The sequence below is a fragment of the Mycobacterium sp. genome (genome assembly GCF_035697385.1).
Taxonomy (GTDB): Bacteria; Actinomycetota; Actinomycetes; order Mycobacteriales; family Mycobacteriaceae; genus Mycobacterium.
Genome location: NZ_DASSCY010000333.1, coordinates 18,704 through 35,849, shown reverse-complemented (window position 1 = coordinate 35,849; position 17,146 = coordinate 18,704). Strand labels below are relative to the sequence as shown.

At 66.6% G+C, this 17,146-nt stretch carries 18 protein-coding genes; 13 read left to right on the top strand and 5 right to left on the bottom strand.

The window, feature by feature from the left end:
- The 7 genes from VFH65_RS28195 to regX form a co-directional block, all read left to right on the top strand.
- Window positions 1-490: ROK family protein (locus tag VFH65_RS28195; RefSeq protein ID WP_353326251.1), on the top strand; the 490-nt coding region annotated here is incomplete at its 5' end.
- A 69-nt stretch (window positions 491-559) separates the two neighbouring features.
- Complete coding sequence (locus VFH65_RS28190; protein ID WP_353326249.1) at window positions 560-1,852, top strand: septum formation family protein; 1,293 nt, start codon at window positions 560-562, stop codon at window positions 1,850-1,852.
- Between the two features lie 56 nt (window positions 1,853-1,908).
- On the top strand, window positions 1,909-3,237 hold the full coding sequence (gene mshA / locus VFH65_RS28185) for a D-inositol-3-phosphate glycosyltransferase (RefSeq protein ID WP_353326247.1): 1,329 nt from the start codon (window positions 1,909-1,911) through the stop codon (window positions 3,235-3,237).
- Window positions 3,234-3,749 (top strand): YbjN domain-containing protein, encoded by a 516-nt coding sequence (locus tag VFH65_RS28180; protein ID WP_353326245.1) that lies wholly within the window; start codon window positions 3,234-3,236, stop codon window positions 3,747-3,749. Before mshA ends, VFH65_RS28180 begins: the two co-directional genes overlap by 4 nt.
- A 13-nt stretch (window positions 3,750-3,762) precedes the next feature.
- Entirely contained in the window at window positions 3,763-4,512 is a 750-nt protein-coding gene (locus VFH65_RS28175) for a phosphoglyceromutase (protein WP_353326244.1), read from the top strand.
- A gap of 130 nt (window positions 4,513-4,642) precedes the next feature.
- On the top strand, window positions 4,643-5,833 hold the full coding sequence (locus tag VFH65_RS28170; protein WP_353326242.1) for a sensor histidine kinase: 1,191 nt from the start codon (window positions 4,643-4,645) through the stop codon (window positions 5,831-5,833).
- Window positions 5,834-5,837: 4 nt separating this feature from the next.
- A complete protein-coding gene (gene regX / locus VFH65_RS28165) occupies window positions 5,838-6,524 on the top strand; it encodes a two-component sensory transduction protein RegX (RefSeq protein WP_353326240.1) in 687 nt (228 codons plus the stop codon).
- Between the two features lie 168 nt (window positions 6,525-6,692).
- Here the strand turns inward: regX and VFH65_RS28160 are convergent, their stop codons facing one another.
- The 5 genes from VFH65_RS28160 to VFH65_RS28140 form a co-directional block, all read right to left on the bottom strand.
- A complete protein-coding gene (locus tag VFH65_RS28160) occupies window positions 6,693-6,992 on the bottom strand; it encodes a YciI family protein (RefSeq protein WP_353326238.1) in 300 nt (99 codons plus the stop codon).
- Window positions 6,989-7,765 (bottom strand): hypothetical protein, encoded by a 777-nt coding sequence (locus tag VFH65_RS28155; RefSeq protein ID WP_353326237.1) that lies wholly within the window; start codon window positions 7,763-7,765, stop codon window positions 6,989-6,991. The genes VFH65_RS28160 and VFH65_RS28155 overlap by 4 nt, the downstream gene beginning before the upstream one ends.
- Before the next feature lie 75 nt (window positions 7,766-7,840).
- Window positions 7,841-9,367, bottom strand: a complete 1,527-nt coding sequence (locus VFH65_RS28150) for a tripartite tricarboxylate transporter permease (RefSeq protein ID WP_353326235.1) — start codon at window positions 9,365-9,367, stop codon at window positions 7,841-7,843.
- A complete protein-coding gene (locus tag VFH65_RS28145) occupies window positions 9,367-9,885 on the bottom strand; it encodes a tripartite tricarboxylate transporter TctB family protein (protein WP_353326233.1) in 519 nt (172 codons plus the stop codon). Before VFH65_RS28145 ends, VFH65_RS28150 begins: the two co-directional genes overlap by 1 nt.
- Window positions 9,885-10,901 carry a Bug family tripartite tricarboxylate transporter substrate binding protein gene (locus VFH65_RS28140; protein WP_353326232.1) on the bottom strand — a complete coding sequence of 339 codons (1,017 nt, stop codon included), beginning with the start codon at window positions 10,899-10,901 and terminating at the stop codon, window positions 9,885-9,887. Before VFH65_RS28140 ends, VFH65_RS28145 begins: the two co-directional genes overlap by 1 nt.
- Before the next feature lie 129 nt (window positions 10,902-11,030).
- Between VFH65_RS28140 and VFH65_RS28135 the strand changes: the two genes are divergently transcribed.
- The 6 genes from VFH65_RS28135 to VFH65_RS28110 are packed head-to-tail and all read left to right on the top strand — an operon-like array spanning window position 11,031 to window position 17,130.
- Complete coding sequence (locus VFH65_RS28135; protein ID WP_353326230.1) at window positions 11,031-11,705, top strand: GntR family transcriptional regulator; 675 nt, start codon at window positions 11,031-11,033, stop codon at window positions 11,703-11,705.
- 23 nt (window positions 11,706-11,728) lie between these two features.
- The gene (locus VFH65_RS28130) at window positions 11,729-13,246 is read left to right on the top strand and encodes an MmgE/PrpD family protein (RefSeq protein ID WP_353326229.1); all 1,518 of its coding nucleotides are present in this window, start codon (window positions 11,729-11,731) and stop codon (window positions 13,244-13,246) included.
- Window positions 13,247-13,257: 11 nt separating this feature from the next.
- Complete coding sequence (gene prpB, locus VFH65_RS28125) at window positions 13,258-14,157, top strand: methylisocitrate lyase (RefSeq protein ID WP_353326227.1); 900 nt, start codon at window positions 13,258-13,260, stop codon at window positions 14,155-14,157.
- 60 nt (window positions 14,158-14,217) lie between these two features.
- On the top strand, window positions 14,218-15,246 hold the full coding sequence (locus VFH65_RS28120; protein WP_353326226.1) for a Ppx/GppA phosphatase family protein: 1,029 nt from the start codon (window positions 14,218-14,220) through the stop codon (window positions 15,244-15,246).
- A complete protein-coding gene (locus tag VFH65_RS28115; RefSeq protein WP_353326225.1) occupies window positions 15,243-16,268 on the top strand; it encodes a hypothetical protein in 1,026 nt (341 codons plus the stop codon). The genes VFH65_RS28120 and VFH65_RS28115 overlap by 4 nt, the downstream gene beginning before the upstream one ends.
- Window positions 16,269-16,284: 16 nt before the next feature.
- Entirely contained in the window at window positions 16,285-17,130 is an 846-nt protein-coding gene (locus VFH65_RS28110) for a sugar phosphate isomerase/epimerase family protein (protein WP_353326224.1), read from the top strand.
- Window positions 17,131-17,146: the final 16 nt, after the last annotated feature.

Below are 17,146 nucleotides of genomic sequence, written 5' to 3'. Positions count from 1 at the left end.
GGGCACCATCTCGGCGCTGCCCGCCCAGTCCGCATTGCTCGGCGGCAGCGGCCAACTGGAATCCACCGTCAGCGACGAGGCCGTGCTGACCGCCGCGCGCAAGGCGAGGATCATCCCGGCCGAGGGTCCCGCGTCGACGCTGGCCGCGGTGCTGCGGGCGGCCCGGCAGGGCAACCAGCAGGCCCGCGAACTGTTGGCGGAGCGCGCGCGTGTGCTCGGCGAGGCGGTCGCGCTGTTGCGCGACATGCTCAACCCCGACGACCTGGTGGTCGGCGGCCAGGCCTTCACCGAGTACCCGGAGGGCATGAACCTCGTCGAGGCCGCATTCGCCGAACGGTCGGTGCTGGCACCGCGCGAGATCCGGGTCACCGCGTTCGGCAACCGGGTGCAGGAAGCCGGCGCGGGTGTGGTCTCGCTTGGCGGTCTGTACGCCGACCCGATCGGTGCGATGCGGCGGGCACAGGCTCGCCGACCCGAAGTCAGCGCGTAATCCGTTGGGCCGCAAGGGACTGTGATCGCGGATGGCGAGCCGGAACTACGTGTGGGATCGTAGGTCCCCATGGCTGGCAGACTCGGTTCCTCCAGCGCCGCAGATGCCGACATGCCGCCGCGCGAGGAAACCGCCGATCTCACGACGGTGATCGAGGCGCTCGGAAACGAGCGATCGGTCGCCTGCGAGCCGACCGTTGACCCTGAACCGCAACGCCGTACTCGGCGGGGAGCCCGTCATGCGCTGCTCACGGTGCTCACTGCTCTGCTGGTCGGTGGCGTCGTCGCCGTCTTGCAGTCTCATGTGAACGACGCCCATCCACTGGCGCATGCCAACGCGGCCGATCGCGCGAACGTCGTCTTCAGCAACGCCGATGCCGGCTCGTGCCTGAACTGGCCGCGGGGCGCGCCGAGTCAGCCGTCCTTCGTCCAGTGCACCGACGATCACATGTTCGAGGTCGCCGAGCCGGTGGACGCGAGCACTGTGGAAGCGCGGTGTGACGAGGCGGTGAGCCGCTACCTGGGTGGCCGGTACGACCCGAATGGCAAGTTCACTGTGGCCGCCCTCTGGTCAGGGACGCAGTCCGGCGAGCGACACCTGATCTGCGGCCTGCAATTGCCCGGCCCCGATAACCAGCCCGTGCCTTTCAAGGGCAGCGTGGCTGATCTGGACCAATCAAAGGTCTGGGCGCCGGGCACGTGTTTGGGCATCGACTCCACGACCCATCAGCCGACCGACATCCCGGTCGACTGCGCCGCGCCCCACGCGTTGGAGGTGTCCGGTGCGGTGAATCTCGCCGAGAGGTTTCCCGGCCCGCCGCCTTCCGCTGCCGATCAGGATGGGTTCATCAGGGATGCGTGCACTCGGACGGCCGAGGCATATCTCGCGCCGACCCCTTTGCAATCGACGCCCCAGAGGTTGAACTACAGGACCCTGTCGGCGGCGAGCTGGGCGGCCGGCAGCCGTCAGGTGTCGTGTGGCATCGGCGTGCCGCAGGGCAATCAAGGCTGGACGACGTTGACCGGGAGCGCCAAGGGCGAGCGGACGCAGAACGGTCAAGCGCCGCCGAGCAGCCCACCACCGGAACCGACCGCGACCGAGGAGAGCCAGGAAGCGCGGCCTGCCGTCGTGGATACGCCCGATCCGGTTCCGGTGGTGAGGACGCCCAGCCCCGTGGCGACCCCCAGTACCACGGCGACGACGACGCCCCTTGGGCCACCTCCGGGCCCTCCACCGGGAGCGATACCCAGCCCGACGCCGGAAACCCCGCCGGCGCAGGTCATCGAAATTCCGGGCCTGGCGCCGATCACGTTGCCGGTGTGGCCACCACCTCCTCCGCCACCCCCGCCGCCGGCGCCCTAGACCGCATACGGGGAGGCTTGAAGAGGCCATTTGCACCGCGGTGCAAAGATGGCGGAGTGCGTCTTGTCGCCGATCTGACCGGTGTCCTGCCCAGGCGAGTAGCCGTGTTGTCGGTGCACACCTCCCCGCTGGCGCAACCGGGCACCGGCGATGCCGGCGGAATGAACGTCTACGTGCTGCAGAGCGCGTTGCAGATGGCCCGCCGCGGGGTCGAGGTGGAGATCTTCACCCGTGCCACGTCGTCGGCGGATGCGCCCGTCGTGCGGGTCGCGCCGGGTGTGCTGGTGCGCAACGTCGTGGCCGGGCCGTTCGAGGGTCTGGACAAGTACGACCTGCCCACACAGCTGTGCGCTTTCGCCGCCGGCGTGCTGCGGGCGGAAGCCACCCATGAGCCGGGCTATTACGACGTCGTGCATTCGCACTACTGGCTGTCCGGTCAGGTCGGCTGGCTGGCCCGCGACCGGTGGGCGGTGCCGTTGGTGCACACCGCGCACACCCTTGCCGCGGTCAAGAACGCCGCGCTGGCCGACGGTGATGCGCCCGAGCCACCGTTGCGCGCCGTCGGCGAACAACAGGTGGTCGACGAGGCGGATCGACTGATCGTCAACACCGAACACGAAGCGCAGCAACTGGTTTCGCTGCACAACGCCGACCCGGCACGCATCGACGTCGTGCATCCCGGCGTCGACCTGGAGATGTTCACGCCCGGCGACCGGGGTGCCGCGCGGGCGGCGCTCGGGCTGGCCGCCGACGAGCAAATGCTGGCGTTCGTCGGCCGCATCCAGCCGCTCAAGGCACCCGATGTGCTGCTGCGGGCCGCGGCGAAGCTGCCCGGTGTGCGCGTCGTGATCGCAGGAGGGCCGTCGGGGAGCGGACTGCAGGCGCCCGACACGCTGATCCGGCTGGCCGCGGAGCTGGGCATCAGCGATCGGGTGACGTTCCTGCCGCCGCAATCACGCGATGAGCTCGTCAACCTGTACCGCGCCGCCGACCTGGTCGCGGTGCCGAGCTATTCGGAATCCTTCGGCTTGGTCGCCGTCGAGGCGCAAGCCTGCGGGACGCCGGTGGTGGCCGCCGCGGTGGGCGGGTTGCCGGTCGCCGTCCGAGACGGGGTCAGCGGAACGCTTGTCGACGGCCATGATGTCGACGACTGGGCGCAGGCGATCGGCGCGCTGCTGCAGCGCGGTCCCGAGACCATGAGCGCCGCCGCCGTCGAGCATGCCGCCACGTTCTCGTGGACGCACACCGTCGACGCGCTGCTGGCCAGCTACGGGCGGGCGATCGCCGACTATCGCGCCCGCCATGACGACCCCGGAGTGACCGCGCGACGCAACGGGCGGCGCTTCTCGATGCGGCGAGGTGTCAGGGCGGGAGTCGAGCATTGAGCAGCGTCGAGCAGGTCATCGAGGACACCTGCAAGGAGCACGGCCTGGTCTGCACTCGCCACGAAGGTGCCCGCAGCGGATTGCCGGGGATCATCGTCGAGCTTCCCGGCGAGCGTCGGCTGAAGACCAACACCATCCTGTCGATCGGCGAGCACTCGGTGCGGGTGGAGGCATTCGTGTGCCGCAAGCCGGACGAGAACCACGAGGGTGTCTACCGGTTCCTGCTCAAGCGCAACCGCAGGCTCTACGGGGTGGCGTACACCCTCGACAACGTCGGCGACATCTATCTGGTGGGCCGGATGGCGTTGCATTCGGTCACTCCCGACGAGATCGACCGAGTGCTCGGTCAGGTGCTCGAGGCCGTCGACTCGGACTTTAATACCTTGCTGGAGTTGGGTTTTCGATCCTCGATCCAGAAGGAATGGGAGTGGCGGGTGTCGCGCGGCGAATCGCTCAAGAACCTGCAGGCCTTCCGCCACCTGATCGAGGACGACGACGAATCGTCATCGTGAGAGGATCGACGCCATGGCTGAACCGACGCTGATCCTGCTGCGCCACGGCGAGAGTGAATGGAACGCGCTGAACCTGTTCACCGGGTGGGTCGATGTCGACCTGACCGACAAGGGCCGCGCCGAGGCACTACGGGCCGGCGAGCTGATGGCCGAGCTGGATCGGCTGCCCGACGTGCTGTACACCTCGCTGCTGCGACGGGCCATCAACACCGCGAACCTGGCGCTGGACAAGGCCGACCGGCACTGGATTCCGGTGCACCGCAGCTGGCGGCTCAACGAACGCCACTACGGCGCCTTGCAGGGCCTGGACAAGGCCGAGACAAAAGAGAAGTACGGCGAAGAGCAGTTCATGAAGTGGCGTCGCAGCTACGACACCCCGCCACCGCCGATCGAACCGGGCAGCACCTACAGCGAGGACGGCGATCCGCGCTACGCCGATATCCCGGGTGGGCCGCCGCGCACCGAATGCCTCAAAGACGTCGTCGAGCGGTTCGTGCCGTACTACACCGAGACCATCGAGCCCGACCTGCGGGCCGGAAAGACGGTGCTGATCGCCGCACACGGCAACTCCCTGCGAGCCTTGGTGAAATATCTCGACGGGATGTCCGATGAAGACGTGGTCGGGCTGAACATCCCGACCGGTATCCCGTTGCGCTACGACCTGAACTCCGAACTGAAACCGAAGGTCATCGGCGGGGAGTACCTGGATCCCGAGGCTGCCGCGGCCGGTGCAGCGGCAGTGGCTGCGCAGGGCGCGAAATAGCCCGGCAAACACTGTCCCAGGGCAAACACTGGGTAAACGCCAATCGAACACCTGCGATTGGCTATGTGACTTGTCCCGTTTTGGCCGCACGCTGCTGGGATGACGTTCACCGGATGCGTACGATTTTCGCGTGAGTGTGGTATCGGCGCTGCTGCTCGCGGCAGTCGTGGCACTGCTCGCACTGGTGATCGGTGTCGGGTTAGGAGCGGGGCTAACGCCGCGCATCCTCGAACGCCGACAGCGCCAGGCCGCCGAGCAGGCCGGCCTCACCGTCTCCCAAATGCTCGAGCACATCGTCTCGCACTCTCCGGTGGGGATCGTGGTCGTCGATACCTACCGTGACGTCGTCTACACCAACGACCGCGCCCGCGAGCTGGGCCTGGTGCGGGACCGGTTGCTCGACGACCGAGCCTGGCTGGCAGCCGAGCGCACGCTCACCACGGGTGAAGACGGCGAGGTCGACCTTTCGCCGCGGAAACGCACGAATCCTGGGCGGTCGGGGCTGTCGGTGCGCGGCCACGTGCGGTTGCTGACCGAAGCTGATCGCCGGTTCGCGGTCGTCTACGTCGACGACCAGTCCGAGCATGCCCGCATGGAAGCGACCCGCCGCGACTTCGTTGCCAATGTGAGCCACGAGCTGAAGACCCCGGTCGGTGCGATGGGCGTGCTGGCCGAGGCGCTGCTCGCCTCGACCGACGACCCCGACACCGTGCGCCGGTTTGCCGAGAAGATGATGACCGAATCTCACCGGCTGGCCAACATGGTCGGCGAGCTGATCGATCTGTCGCGACTGCAGGGCGCCGAGCCGCTGCCGGACCTGGACGCCGTCGAGGTCGATACCGTTGTCTCCGAGGCACTTTCGCGGCACAAGGTGGCCGCCGACAACGCCGATATCGCCGTGACGACCGACGCGCCTACGGGGTTCCGGGTGCTGGGCGACCAACCTTTGTTGGTGACGGCGCTGGCCAACTTGGTCTCCAACGCGATCGCGTACTCACCGCATGGCTCTCCGGTGTCCATCAGTCGGCGGCGTCGAGGTAAAAACATCGAAATCGCCGTCACCGACCGCGGAATCGGCATCGCGCGCGCCGATCAGGAGCGGGTGTTCGAGCGCTTCTTCCGCGTCGACAAGGCGCGCTCGCGGGCCACGGGCGGCACCGGACTCGGGCTGGCGATCGTCAAGCACGTCGCCGCCAATCACAACGGATCCATCCGGCTGTGGAGTCAGCCGGGAACAGGATCGACGTTCACCCTGTCGATTCCGGCCTACCCCCATGGTGACGATGACCTGGAAGTGCAACCGAGTGAGAGGACTAGCTAGACCAATGACCAGTGTGTTGATCGTGGAGGACGAAGAGTCCCTGGCCGATCCGCTGGCCTTTCTGCTTCGCAAGGAGGGCTTTGAGGCCACCGTGGTGGCCGACGGGCCTTCGGCCCTGGCCGAATTCGAGCGAGCCGGAGCCGACATCGTGCTGTTGGACCTGATGCTGCCGGGTATGAGCGGAACCGATGTGTGCAAGCAGCTGCGGTCCCGCTCCAGCGTGCCCGTCATCATGGTGACGGCGCGTGACAGCGAGATCGACAAGGTCGTCGGGCTGGAGCTCGGTGCCGACGACTACGTCACCAAGCCGTATTCGGCGCGCGAGCTGATTGCCCGCATCCGAGCGGTGCTGCGCCGGGGCACCGAGCACGATGACACCGGCATCGGTGACGGCGTGTTGGAGGCCGGTCCGGTGCGGATGGACGTCGAGCGCCACGTCGTCAGTGTGAATGGTGAACCAATCACATTGCCGCTCAAGGAATTCGACCTACTCGAGTATCTGATGCGCAACAGCGGACGGGTGCTCACCCGCGGGCAGCTCATCGACAGGGTGTGGGGCGCGGACTACGTCGGCGATACCAAGACCCTTGATGTGCACGTCAAGAGGTTGCGGTCCAAGATCGAATCGGACCCGGCCAACCCGGTGCACCTGGTCACCGTCCGAGGCCTCGGCTACAAACTGGAAGGCTGAGTTCTGCTCGTGCTGTGGCCCATATGCGCTGGTGGACGTCTGTGCAGTGGCGGGGCATCGCGAGAGTAGGGAATATGACGGTATCCGCACCGGATCCCGTCATCTTTCCTACTCTCGGCGCGATTTTCTTCCTGGACCGCAAAGCTCCCCTGGCTGCTGCTCGCGCTATTAGCCTGTGGTGCCGTCCATGATCTCGAAGACCTCAAAGGTGTTGACGCCTGCGGTAACTGACGGGTCGTCCTCTCCGATGACCAGCGCGGCGGCCCGGTCCGCGACGCGCAGCACGCCGAGGCCCCACACCCCTTCGGGGTCGGCGACCGGACCGTAGACCACGACCCGGCCGTCGTGCAGCAGCTGCTGCCAGTAGGCCATGTGCTCTGACATCGCCTGCTGCTCGTCGGCGGTCATGGTTTGGGCGAAGTCCGCCCGCGGGGGGATCAGCCGGAACAGGAAGAGCGTCTCACTCATTCGGCCGCACGGGTCGCGGGATGCACAGCTATAAGGCCTAAACCACTGCGCCGCTTACACATTGCGGCGAGTTCGGAGTACGCTTTCTCGCCAAGTAGCTCGGTGAGCTCGGGGCCGTACGACTGCCAAACCTGCTTGGCGCCGACGTGCGCCGCCGGGTCGCCGGTGCAGTACCAGTGCAAGTCCGCGCCACCCTCGCCCCATCCGCGGCGGTCGTACTCGGTGATCCAGGTCTTGAGAATCTCCGAGCCGTCGGGCCGCGTCACCCACTCCTGGGTGCGACGTATCGGCAGCTGCCAGCACACGTCCGGTTTCATCGTCAACGGCTCAACACCCAACTTGAGCGCCTTGCTGTGCAGTGCACAGCCGATGCCGCCGGGAAATCCGGGCCGGTTCAGAAAGATGCAGGCGCCCTTGTACTTTCGGGTGCGCTGGTTGGGCTTGCCGTCGTACTCGTCGTCTTCGAGGTAGCCCTTCTTGCCGAGCCCTTTGTCGCGGAACTGCCAGTCGTCGTCGGTGAGGTGCTTGACAGAATCGTCGAGCTTGGCGCGGTCGTCGTCGTCGGACAAGAACGCCCCGTGCGAGCAACACCCGTCGTCGGGCCGTCCCTCCACGGTGCCCTGACATGCCGGCGTGCCGAACACGCACGTCCATCTCGACAGCAGCCACGTCAGGTCGGCGGCGATCAGATGTTCGGGATTGTCCGGGTCATAGAACTCCACCCATTCACGGGCAAAGTCGAGTTCTACCTCACCGGGATGCGCATTGCTCACGAATTAAACGCTACCCTGATCCTCCGCGAGTTGCTGTGAGGCTCACGTTTCCATCTAGTTGCACTGCAGCGTCAGTTATTTCGACGGCTGCTGCACGTCCTGCGCAGGCAGGATTTCGGAGACCGCGCGGCGACGGAGCAGATAGCCGCCCACCAGCGCGGCCGCCAAGGTCAGGTAGACGACGATGGTGAACGGCGTGCTGACGAGGGTGAGCACATCTCCGCCGGCGATGTCGAGGGCACGCCTGAGTTGAACTTCGGCGAGTGGTCCGAGGATCGCGCCGACGATCATGGGCGTGATCGGGAATCCGAACCTGCGCATGAGGTAGCCGATCGCTCCGAGCACAAGCAGTAGGGCGACGTCGAACGTGGAACCGTTGACGGCATAGGTACCCAGCAGGGCAAAGGTCATGATCCCGGCGAACAGGTATGGCTTCGGGATCTCGAGGATCTTCACCCAAAGGCCGACAAGCGGCAGGTTGAGCGCGAGCAGGATGACGTTGGCGATGAGCAAGCTTGCGATCAGCCCCCAGACCAGGGCCGATTGCGTATCGAGCAGCTGCGGGCCGGGCTGAATGCCGTATTGCTGGAACGCGACGAGGATGACGGCGGCGGTCGCCGAGGTCGGAATGCCCAGCGTCAGCAGCGGGACCAAGGTGCCTGCGGCGTTGGCGTTGTTGGCCGCCTCCGGACCCGCCACACCTTCGATGGCTCCCTCGCCGAACTCCTCTTTGTGCTTGGACAGTCGTCGTTCCATCGCATAGGACAGGAAGGTCGGTATCTCCGAGCCGCCTGCGGGGATGACGCCGAGCGGGAAGCCCACCCCGGTGCCCCGCAGCCAGGGTCGCCACGACCGCGCCCAGTCCTGGCGCGTCATCCACCTCTTGCCTTTCTGCAGCGCAAGGATGTCGAAGTGGCTGGAGACCTGGTGTGCGGCCACGTAGAGGACCTCGCCCACCGCGAACAGCGCCACGATGAGCACCACGGTGTCGATGCCGTCCAGCAGCGACACCTGGCCGAATACCAGCCGCTGCTGGCCGCTTTGGAAGTCGATGCCGATGAGGCCGACGACCAGGCCCAGGCTCATCGAGATGACGCCGCGCAGCGGGGACGACCCGACGAGCGCGCTGACCGACAGGAACGCAACCACCATCAGCGCGAAGTAGTCCGGCGCGCCGAGCTTTACGGCCACACTGACCATCCACGGCGCGAAGAACGCCAGCAGCACGGTCGCGATGGTCCCGGCGATGAACGACCCGATGGCGGCGGTGGCCAGGGCGGCCGCGCCTCGTCCGTGCCGGGCCATCTTGTTGCCGTCGATGGCGGTGATGACCGAGCCGGATTCGCCGGGTGTCTTGAGCAGAATCGACGTCGTGGAGCCGCCGTACATGGCGCCGTAGTAGATGCCGGCGAACATGATGAACGCCGACTCGGGTTCCAGGCCGTAGGTGAGCGGCAGCAGAAGCGCGATCGTCAACGCCGGACCGATGCCGGGAAGCACGCCGATGAGAGTTCCGACCACCGTTCCCAGCAGCGCGAACAACAGAGCCTGCGGTGTGATCGCGACGGACAGTCCCTGCAGAAGCCCCTCGAGCCCCGACATCAGAAGCCCAGGATCCCGGCCGGCAACGAGATGTCGAGCAGGCGCGTGAAGCTCAGGTAGACGACCAGCGAGAGAACGACGGCGATGACGGCGGTGCGGACGATGCGCCGGGCGCCCGCGGCCCATGCCGTCAGCCAGAAGACGATCGAACTGACAATGACGTAGCCGACTGGCTCAACGGCGGCGATGAAGATCAGCACCGCCGCCACACACACGGCCAGCGGAACCCACCGTGTGTGGCGCACATCCACGTCGCCCTCGGACTCGTCGGGTTCACCGACACGTCCCCGTGCCACTTGCACCATGAGTGCCAGAGACAGCGCTATGAGCAGTACCCCGACGACCTTTGGCACAAATCCAGCGCCGACGCCGGACGCAGACACCGATGCCGCCTGATTCAGCCCGTCGAGCAGGACCACGACGCCGATCCCGAGCAGCGCGAGGGAGACCACCCACTCGCCCCACGGGATCAACCTGCGCGGCGTCGCAGTGTCGGCCGGCGCGGGTTCGGCGGACACTAACCCGCCTGCTTGGCCAGACCGAGATCGTTGAGAACCGTCTGCACGCGGGCGTTCTCCTCCTTCAGCCATGCTGCGAATTCGTCGCCTGCGAGGAAGTTGTCGTTCCAGCCGTTCTTCTTGACCGCATCCGACCATGCCGAGGAGTCGTGCATCCGCGTCATCGCCTCGACGTACTGGGTGGTGAGCTCCGGGCTGATGCCGCCGGGCGCCATGATCGACCGCCAATTCTGGAACTCCAGCTTCGGATCGATCTGGGTCGCGGTCTGCGCGAACGTACTGCCTTCGACCTGTTCGGCCGACGAGATCAGCAGCCCCTTGAGGTTGCCGTTCTTGATCTGTTCGATGAACTCGTTGAGCCCGGCCACGCCGGCCTGCACCTTGCCGCCGAGCAGCGCCGTCGTCGCCTCGCCGCCGCCGCTGTACGGAACGTAGTTCACGTCGGCCGGTTTGACCCCGTAGTGCTGGGCCAACAACCCGATGAAGATGTGGTCGGCGCTGCCGGCCGAACCGCCTGCAATCGCAACGGATTTGGGGTCGGCCTTGATGGCGGCGAACAATTCGTCGGCGGTGTTGTAAGGCACGTCCTTGGGAACAACGATCACCTCGTACTCGCCGACCACGCGTGCGATCGGGGTGAGGTCGTCGAGGGTGACCTCCGTGCCGTTGGTGATGATGCCGCTCATCATCGCCAGCCCGGACGCGATCAGCAGGTCAGCCTTTCCCTTCTGCGGGGCGACTTGGGCCAGCGCCACCGTCCCCGAAGCGCCGGGAACGTTCTTCACATCCGCACTGCGGGCCAGACCATCCGCTTTCAGGGCTTCCTGCACCGCACGAGCCGTCTGGTCCCAGCCGCTGCCCGGCGCGGCGGGCGCGATGATCTCCACCCGCGCCAGCGGCTTGAAATCCGCAGCGGCGTCACCTCCAGAATCGCTGCCGGTTTCGGCGTTGCCGCCGCACGCTGCCAGTGCGAGCGCAGCGGCGATGGCCGCCGTGAGGAGTCGTGGGGTTCGCATCAGGCCTCCCAGAGTGACGACGATGTCGGATACGTTGAACGTATACAAAATCGGCGCATACCCGCAATGGGCTGCGGTAAACAACCATGTGGACCGGCTGTTGGAAGCCGTTATGTATACACTGGCTCGGTGGCATCGAAGCCTTCAAGCGCGGCGGCCCGTGCCTACGAACAATTGCGAGCGGAGATCCTCGAGGGCGCGCTCGGCCCGGGCAGCACGTTGTTCGAAGTCGAGCAGTCCGAGCGGTTGGGGGTTTCCCGCACGCCGGTTCGCGAAGCGTTTGGCCGCCTGGTCGCCGAGGGTCTGCTCGACGATCGGCGGGGAAAGGGCCTCGTCGTCACCGATGTCTCCGACCGCGACATCGATGCGCTCTACGAGATGCGGACCTGTCTCGAAGCGCAGGCGGCCCGGCTCGCTGCGCGCCACGCCGATCCGGAAATCTTCGGCCGCTATGCCCGCGACTTTCACGCCTGGCACGCTCCGCTGCTCGACCCCGCCGTGACGGATCAGCAGATCGACGGCTACTACACCTTGATCCGCAGCTTCGACGAAGCTGTCGATACCACGGCGAGCAACAGTTATCTCGTCGACGCCCTCGAGACACTGCGCGCGCATGTCGCCAGGGTTCGTCGAAAAGCCGGCGCGTCGCCAATTCGATTGGCCGCCTCCGCCCTTGAGCACGCGCTCATCGCATCCGCTATCGCCGACCACGACGCCGATCTCGCCGTGCACGCGACCCACGTTCATCTGCACAACAGCCTTGAACACTTCCGCCACGACTACACCGGTCTCGGCGCCGACTGACAAGAGGAAGGACATCGCCGCTCATGCAGATCCATCGTGTCCGGGTCCACCGCAGCGAGGAAGGTCTGCCCCGTGACGGGCAGCTCGCATGGGCCATGGCTCAGGTGGCCGCCGACCCCGTCGAGGTGAGCGGTGAGGTCGCCGAGATGATCGTGAACCGGATCCTCGACAACGCCGGAGTTGCGGCGGCATCGGTTGCGCGGGGCGCCCCATCGGCCGCCAGGGAGCAGGCCGCTGCGCACATGCCCAGCTCGGGAGGTGTCGGTGCTTGCATCGTCGGCCTGGATGCGAACATGCGGGTGAGTCCAGAATGGGCGGCGTACGCCAACGGAGTTGCGGTGCGCGAGTTGGACTTTCACGACACGTTCCTTGCGGCCGACTACTCCCACCCCGGCGACAACATCCCTCCGGTGGTCGCTGTCGCCCAGCATGTCGGCGCGGACGGGCACTCGGTCGTGCGCGCGATCGCGACCGGATACGAGATTCAGATCGACCTGGTCCGTTCGATCAGCCTGCACAAGCACAAGATCGACCACATCGCCCACCTGGGCCCGTCGGCCGCGGCCGGCATCGGGACGCTGCTCGAGTTGCCGCCCGAGGTGATCTACCAAGCGATCGGGCAGGCGCTACACACCACGACGGCGACCCGGCAGTCTCGCAAGGGCGAGATCTCGTCATGGAAGGCCTATGCACCCGCGTTCGCAGGCAAGGTCGCGGTCGAGGCGGTGGACCGCGCGATGCGTGGGCAGACCAGCCCGTCGCCGATCTACGAAGGAGAGGACGGCGTCATCGCCTGGCTGCTCGACGGGCCGGACGCTCACTACGACGTGCCCCTACCGGAGCCCGGTGAGCCCAAGCGGGCAATCTTGGCCAGCTATACCAAGGAGCACTCGGCTGAATATCAGGCGCAAGCCTGGATTGACCTTGCCCGCAAGCTATTCCGCAACCATCCCGAACTTGCCGACCCGCAGCGCGTCGACAGCATCGTCATTCAGACGTCCCACCACACCCACTACGTGATCGGCTCGGGCGCGGCAGATCCGCAGAAGTACGACCCGGACGCATCGCGGGAAACGTTGGACCACTCACTGCCCTACATCTTCGCGGTCGCTCTGCAGGACGGCACCTGGCACCACGAAGCGTCGTACACGCGAGAGCGAGCCACACGGCCAGATACCGTCGCGCTGTGGCGCAAAGTCACGACCGTCGAAGATGCGGACTGGACGGCGCGCTACCACGAGGCGGGCGCCGGCCAGTCTTACGGCGGACGGGTGGTGATCACCCTGACCGACGGCAGCCAAGTCGTCGACGAGATCAGCGTCGCCGACGCACATCCCGGTGGAGCCCGGCCGTTCGCCCGCGACCAGTATGTCGAGAAGTTCCGTAGCCTGGCTGTCCCGGTAGTGGGCGAAGAAGAAGCCGAACGCTTCCTGGCGCTGGCCCTTCGCTTGCCCGAATTGGGGCCAAAGGAGCTGCGGGAGTTGACCTTTACCGCACTCCCCGGCGTACTACCGCCGGCCGGGCGACCCGGAATTTTCTGACAGGAGCGAGCATGCTCTACGCGACAACAACAGCAGCGGCGAAGCGGGCCGAGCTACGCCGTCACCTCGCGGCGGGCGGGTTGCTGCAGTTCCCAGGAGCGTTTAATCCGTTGTCCGCCAAGTTGATTCAGCGTCACGGGTTCGACGGTGTCTACGTGTCAGGGGCGGTACTGAGCGCCGACCTCGGGCTGCCCGACATCGGCTTGACGACGGTCACCGAGGTCGCCGCGCGAACCCGGCAGATCGCGCGGATGACGGAGTTGCCGGTGCTCGCCGACGCGGACACCGGTTTCGGTGAGCCGATGAACGTCGCGCGCACTGTTCAAGAACTGGAGGACGCCGGACTCGCGGCTCTGCACATCGAGGATCAGGTCAATCCCAAGCGGTGCGGTCATCTCGACGGTAAGCAGGTGGTCGACGCAGACACTGCGGCACAACGCATCCGCGCTGCCGTCGACGCTCGACGCGATCCGAACCTCTTGATCGTCGCCCGCACCGACATCCGGGCCGTTGGCGGGCTGGACGCGGCGATCGAACGCGCGAAGCACCTCGTCGACGCCGGCGCTGATGCCATCTTCCCCGAAGCGCTCGAATCGCTCGCGGAGTTCGCGGCCGTGCGTTCAGCCGTCGACGTGCCGATGTTGGCCAATATGACCGAGTTCGGCAAGAGTGATTTGTTCAGCACCGGCCAGTTGCGCGACGTCGGGGTGAACGTGGTGATCTGGCCGGTCTCATTGCTGCGGATGGCCATGGGCGCCGCCGAACGCGCCCTTGAGACGCTGGCAGCCGAAGGGTCACTCGTCTCGCAACTGAACCAGATGCAGCACCGGCGGGACCTCTATGACCTGATCGACTACCAGGGCTACAACAGGTTCGACGAGTCCATATTCAACTTCCGCGTCGCCGATTGAATAGGCCCCGATGGGCGATGCGCCCACGGAAACCACCGGCAGACCCACTAGTTTGGGTGAGTGCGATTAGGCGTGCTGGATGTCGGCAGCAACACCGTCCATCTGTTGGTGGTGGACGCTCGGCGTGGTGGGCATCCCACGCCGATGAGCTCCACCAAGGCGTCACTGCGCCTTGCGGAGGCCATCGACGGCTCCGGCAAGCTGACCAGGAAGGGCGCCGACAAGCTGGTCGGCACCATCGACGAGTTCGCCAAGATCGCCGCCAGCTCCGGATGCGCCGAGCTGATGGCGTTCGCCACGTCCGCGGTGCGCGACGCCACCAACTCCGAGGACGTGCTCGCACGGGTGCTTGCCGAGACCGGTGTGGCGCTGCGGGTGCTCAGCGGGGTCGACGAGTCCCGGCTGACGTTTCTGGCTGTTCGCCGCTGGTACGGCTGGAGCGCCGGACGCATCATCAACATCGACATCGGCGGCGGTTCGCTGGAATTGTCCAACGGCGTCGACGAGGAGCCCGAGGTGGCGCTGTCGCTGCCGTTGGGTGCAGGCCGGCTGACCCGCGAGTGGCTGCCCGACGATCCACCCGGCCGACGCCGCGTGGCGATGCTGCGCGACTGGCTGGCCACCGAACTGGCCGACTCAGGCGCAACCATGCTCAAGGCCGGCAGCCCCGACTTGGCCGTGGCAACGTCGAAGACCTTCCGCTCGCTGGCCCGCCTAACCGGCGCCGCACCATCCGGCGCCGGACCGCGGGTTAAGAGGACACTCACAGCGACCGGCCTTAGGCAGCTCATAGCTTTCATCTCTAGGATGACCGCGACTGACCGTGCGGAATTGGAAGGGGTGAGCGCCGAGCGGGCGCCACAGATCGTGGCCGGAGCTTTAGTAGCTGAGGCGAGCATGAAGGCGCTCGGTGTCGATAGCGTGGATATCTGCCCCTGGGCATTGCGGGAAGGGCTGATTCTGCGGAAACTCGACAGCGAAGCAGATGGCAGCGGCTTCGTCGGCGGTGCCGACAATCCGGCCTCAGTTGACACGTCCGTGCGAGATGCTGGACAACAAGTAGCGAGGCCAAGAGGCAACACACGATGACTGGACCAGAAGATAGCCACAGCAGCACCCGCCCGATATCGGTTGCGGAGTTGCTGGCAAAGAACGGCACGATCGGTGCCCCGCCCGTCGGCGGCAGGCGCCGGCGGCGGCGTGGAAACAGCGATTCGGTCACCGTCGCCGAGCTGACCGGCGAGATCCCGATCGTCGGCGCTCACGACGACGACGAGCCGGAAACCACACGTCAAAGCGCCGTGGTCGTCGACGAGCCCACGGATGTCACCGGCTCGGTGACCACCAACGGCGCGACGCACCACGACGACATCGCGGACGCCGAGGATGACGAGGCCGAGCAGGCCGTCACCGACGACTACGACGACGTCACCGACGACTACGACGACGTCGACGACGAATACGCCGACGCGGTCGCGGATTACTCGGCCCACCTCGGCCAGCGCGACGCCGACCCGGACTTGGACCTCTTCGAGCCGCCCCGGCGCTCGCACTACGCGCCCCGACGTTTCCAGGCGGCAGGTTCCGGCGCCGAGCAGATGAGCCCGGATCCACTCGATGACGACATCATGGACTCCTCGGTGGACGCCCCCGAGATCGAGGACGAGGACGTCGAAGCCGCACTCGACGCCGACGATCGAGAGCCACTGCCGTCATACCTGCGCTCCACTGATGGTCCGCTGTTCGGCGGCCAGACGGTCGCCGACGACCTGGCCCGCCGCGGTACGCAGTCCAGCCAGGAGGACGTCGATCTAGACGAGGAGACCGACGCCGCACCGTCGCCGACCGGCTCGTCGTTCGTGCGCGGTGCCTTGGTCGTCCTTCAGTGCATGATCGCGGTCGCGTTCGGTGCCGGCCTGTTCATCGCGTTCGACCAGCTGTGGAAGTGGAACAGCATCGTCGCCCTCGTGCTCGGGGTGCTGGTCATCCTCGGCCTGGTGGCCGGTGTGCGGGTCGTGCGCAAGACCGAGGACATCGGTAGCACGCTGATCGCCGTTGCCGTGGGCGCCATGGTCACGTTCGGTCCGCTGGCGCTGCTGCAGGCGGGCTAGGCGTCCGCAGAGTCGAGTGCGCCCCGCCATCAAGGTCGGTCTATCGACGGCCTCGGTCTACCCGCTGAGGACCGAGGCCGCTTTCGAGTACGCGGCCCGGCTCGGCTACGACGGCGTCGAGCTGATGGTGTGGGCCGAAACGGTCAGCCAGGACATGGATGCTGTTGCGCGATTGTCCGAGCAGTACGGCATGCCTGTGCTGTCGGTGCACGCGCCGTGCCTGTTGATCTCGCAGCGGGTGTGGGGAGCCAATCCGATCCCCAAGCTGGAGCGCAGCGTGCGCGCCGCGGAGAAGCTCGGCGCCCAAACGGTCGTCGTGCATCCGCCGTTTCGCTGGCAACGCCGCTACGCCGAAGGCTTTTCCAAGCAGGTCGCCGACCTCGAGGCGTCCAGCGATGTGATGGTGGCGGTGGAGAACATGTTTCCGTTCCGCGCCGACCGGTTCTTCGGCGCCGGGCAGACGTCTATCGAGCGGATGCGCAAACGCGGCGGCAAGCCGGGGCCCGGCATCTCGGCCTTCGCCCCCTCCTATGACCCGCTCGACGGCGAGCACGCCCACTACACACTGGACCTGTCGCACACCGCGACGGCGGGCACCGACGCGGTCGACATGGCCCGCCGGATGGGGGACGGGCTCGTGCATCTGCATCTGTGCGACGGCAGCGGCGCCTCCGCCGACGAGCATCTGGTGCCGGGCCGCGGCACCCAGCCCACCGTCGAGGTCTGCGAGATGCTGGCCGGCGGTGACTTTTCCGGGCATGTGATCCTCGAGGTGACCACATCCGGCGCCCGCACCGCCAACGAACGCGAAGCACTGCTGACCGAGTCGCTGCAGTTCGCGCGGGCGCACCTGCTGCGCTGACGAGACAAAGGAACAC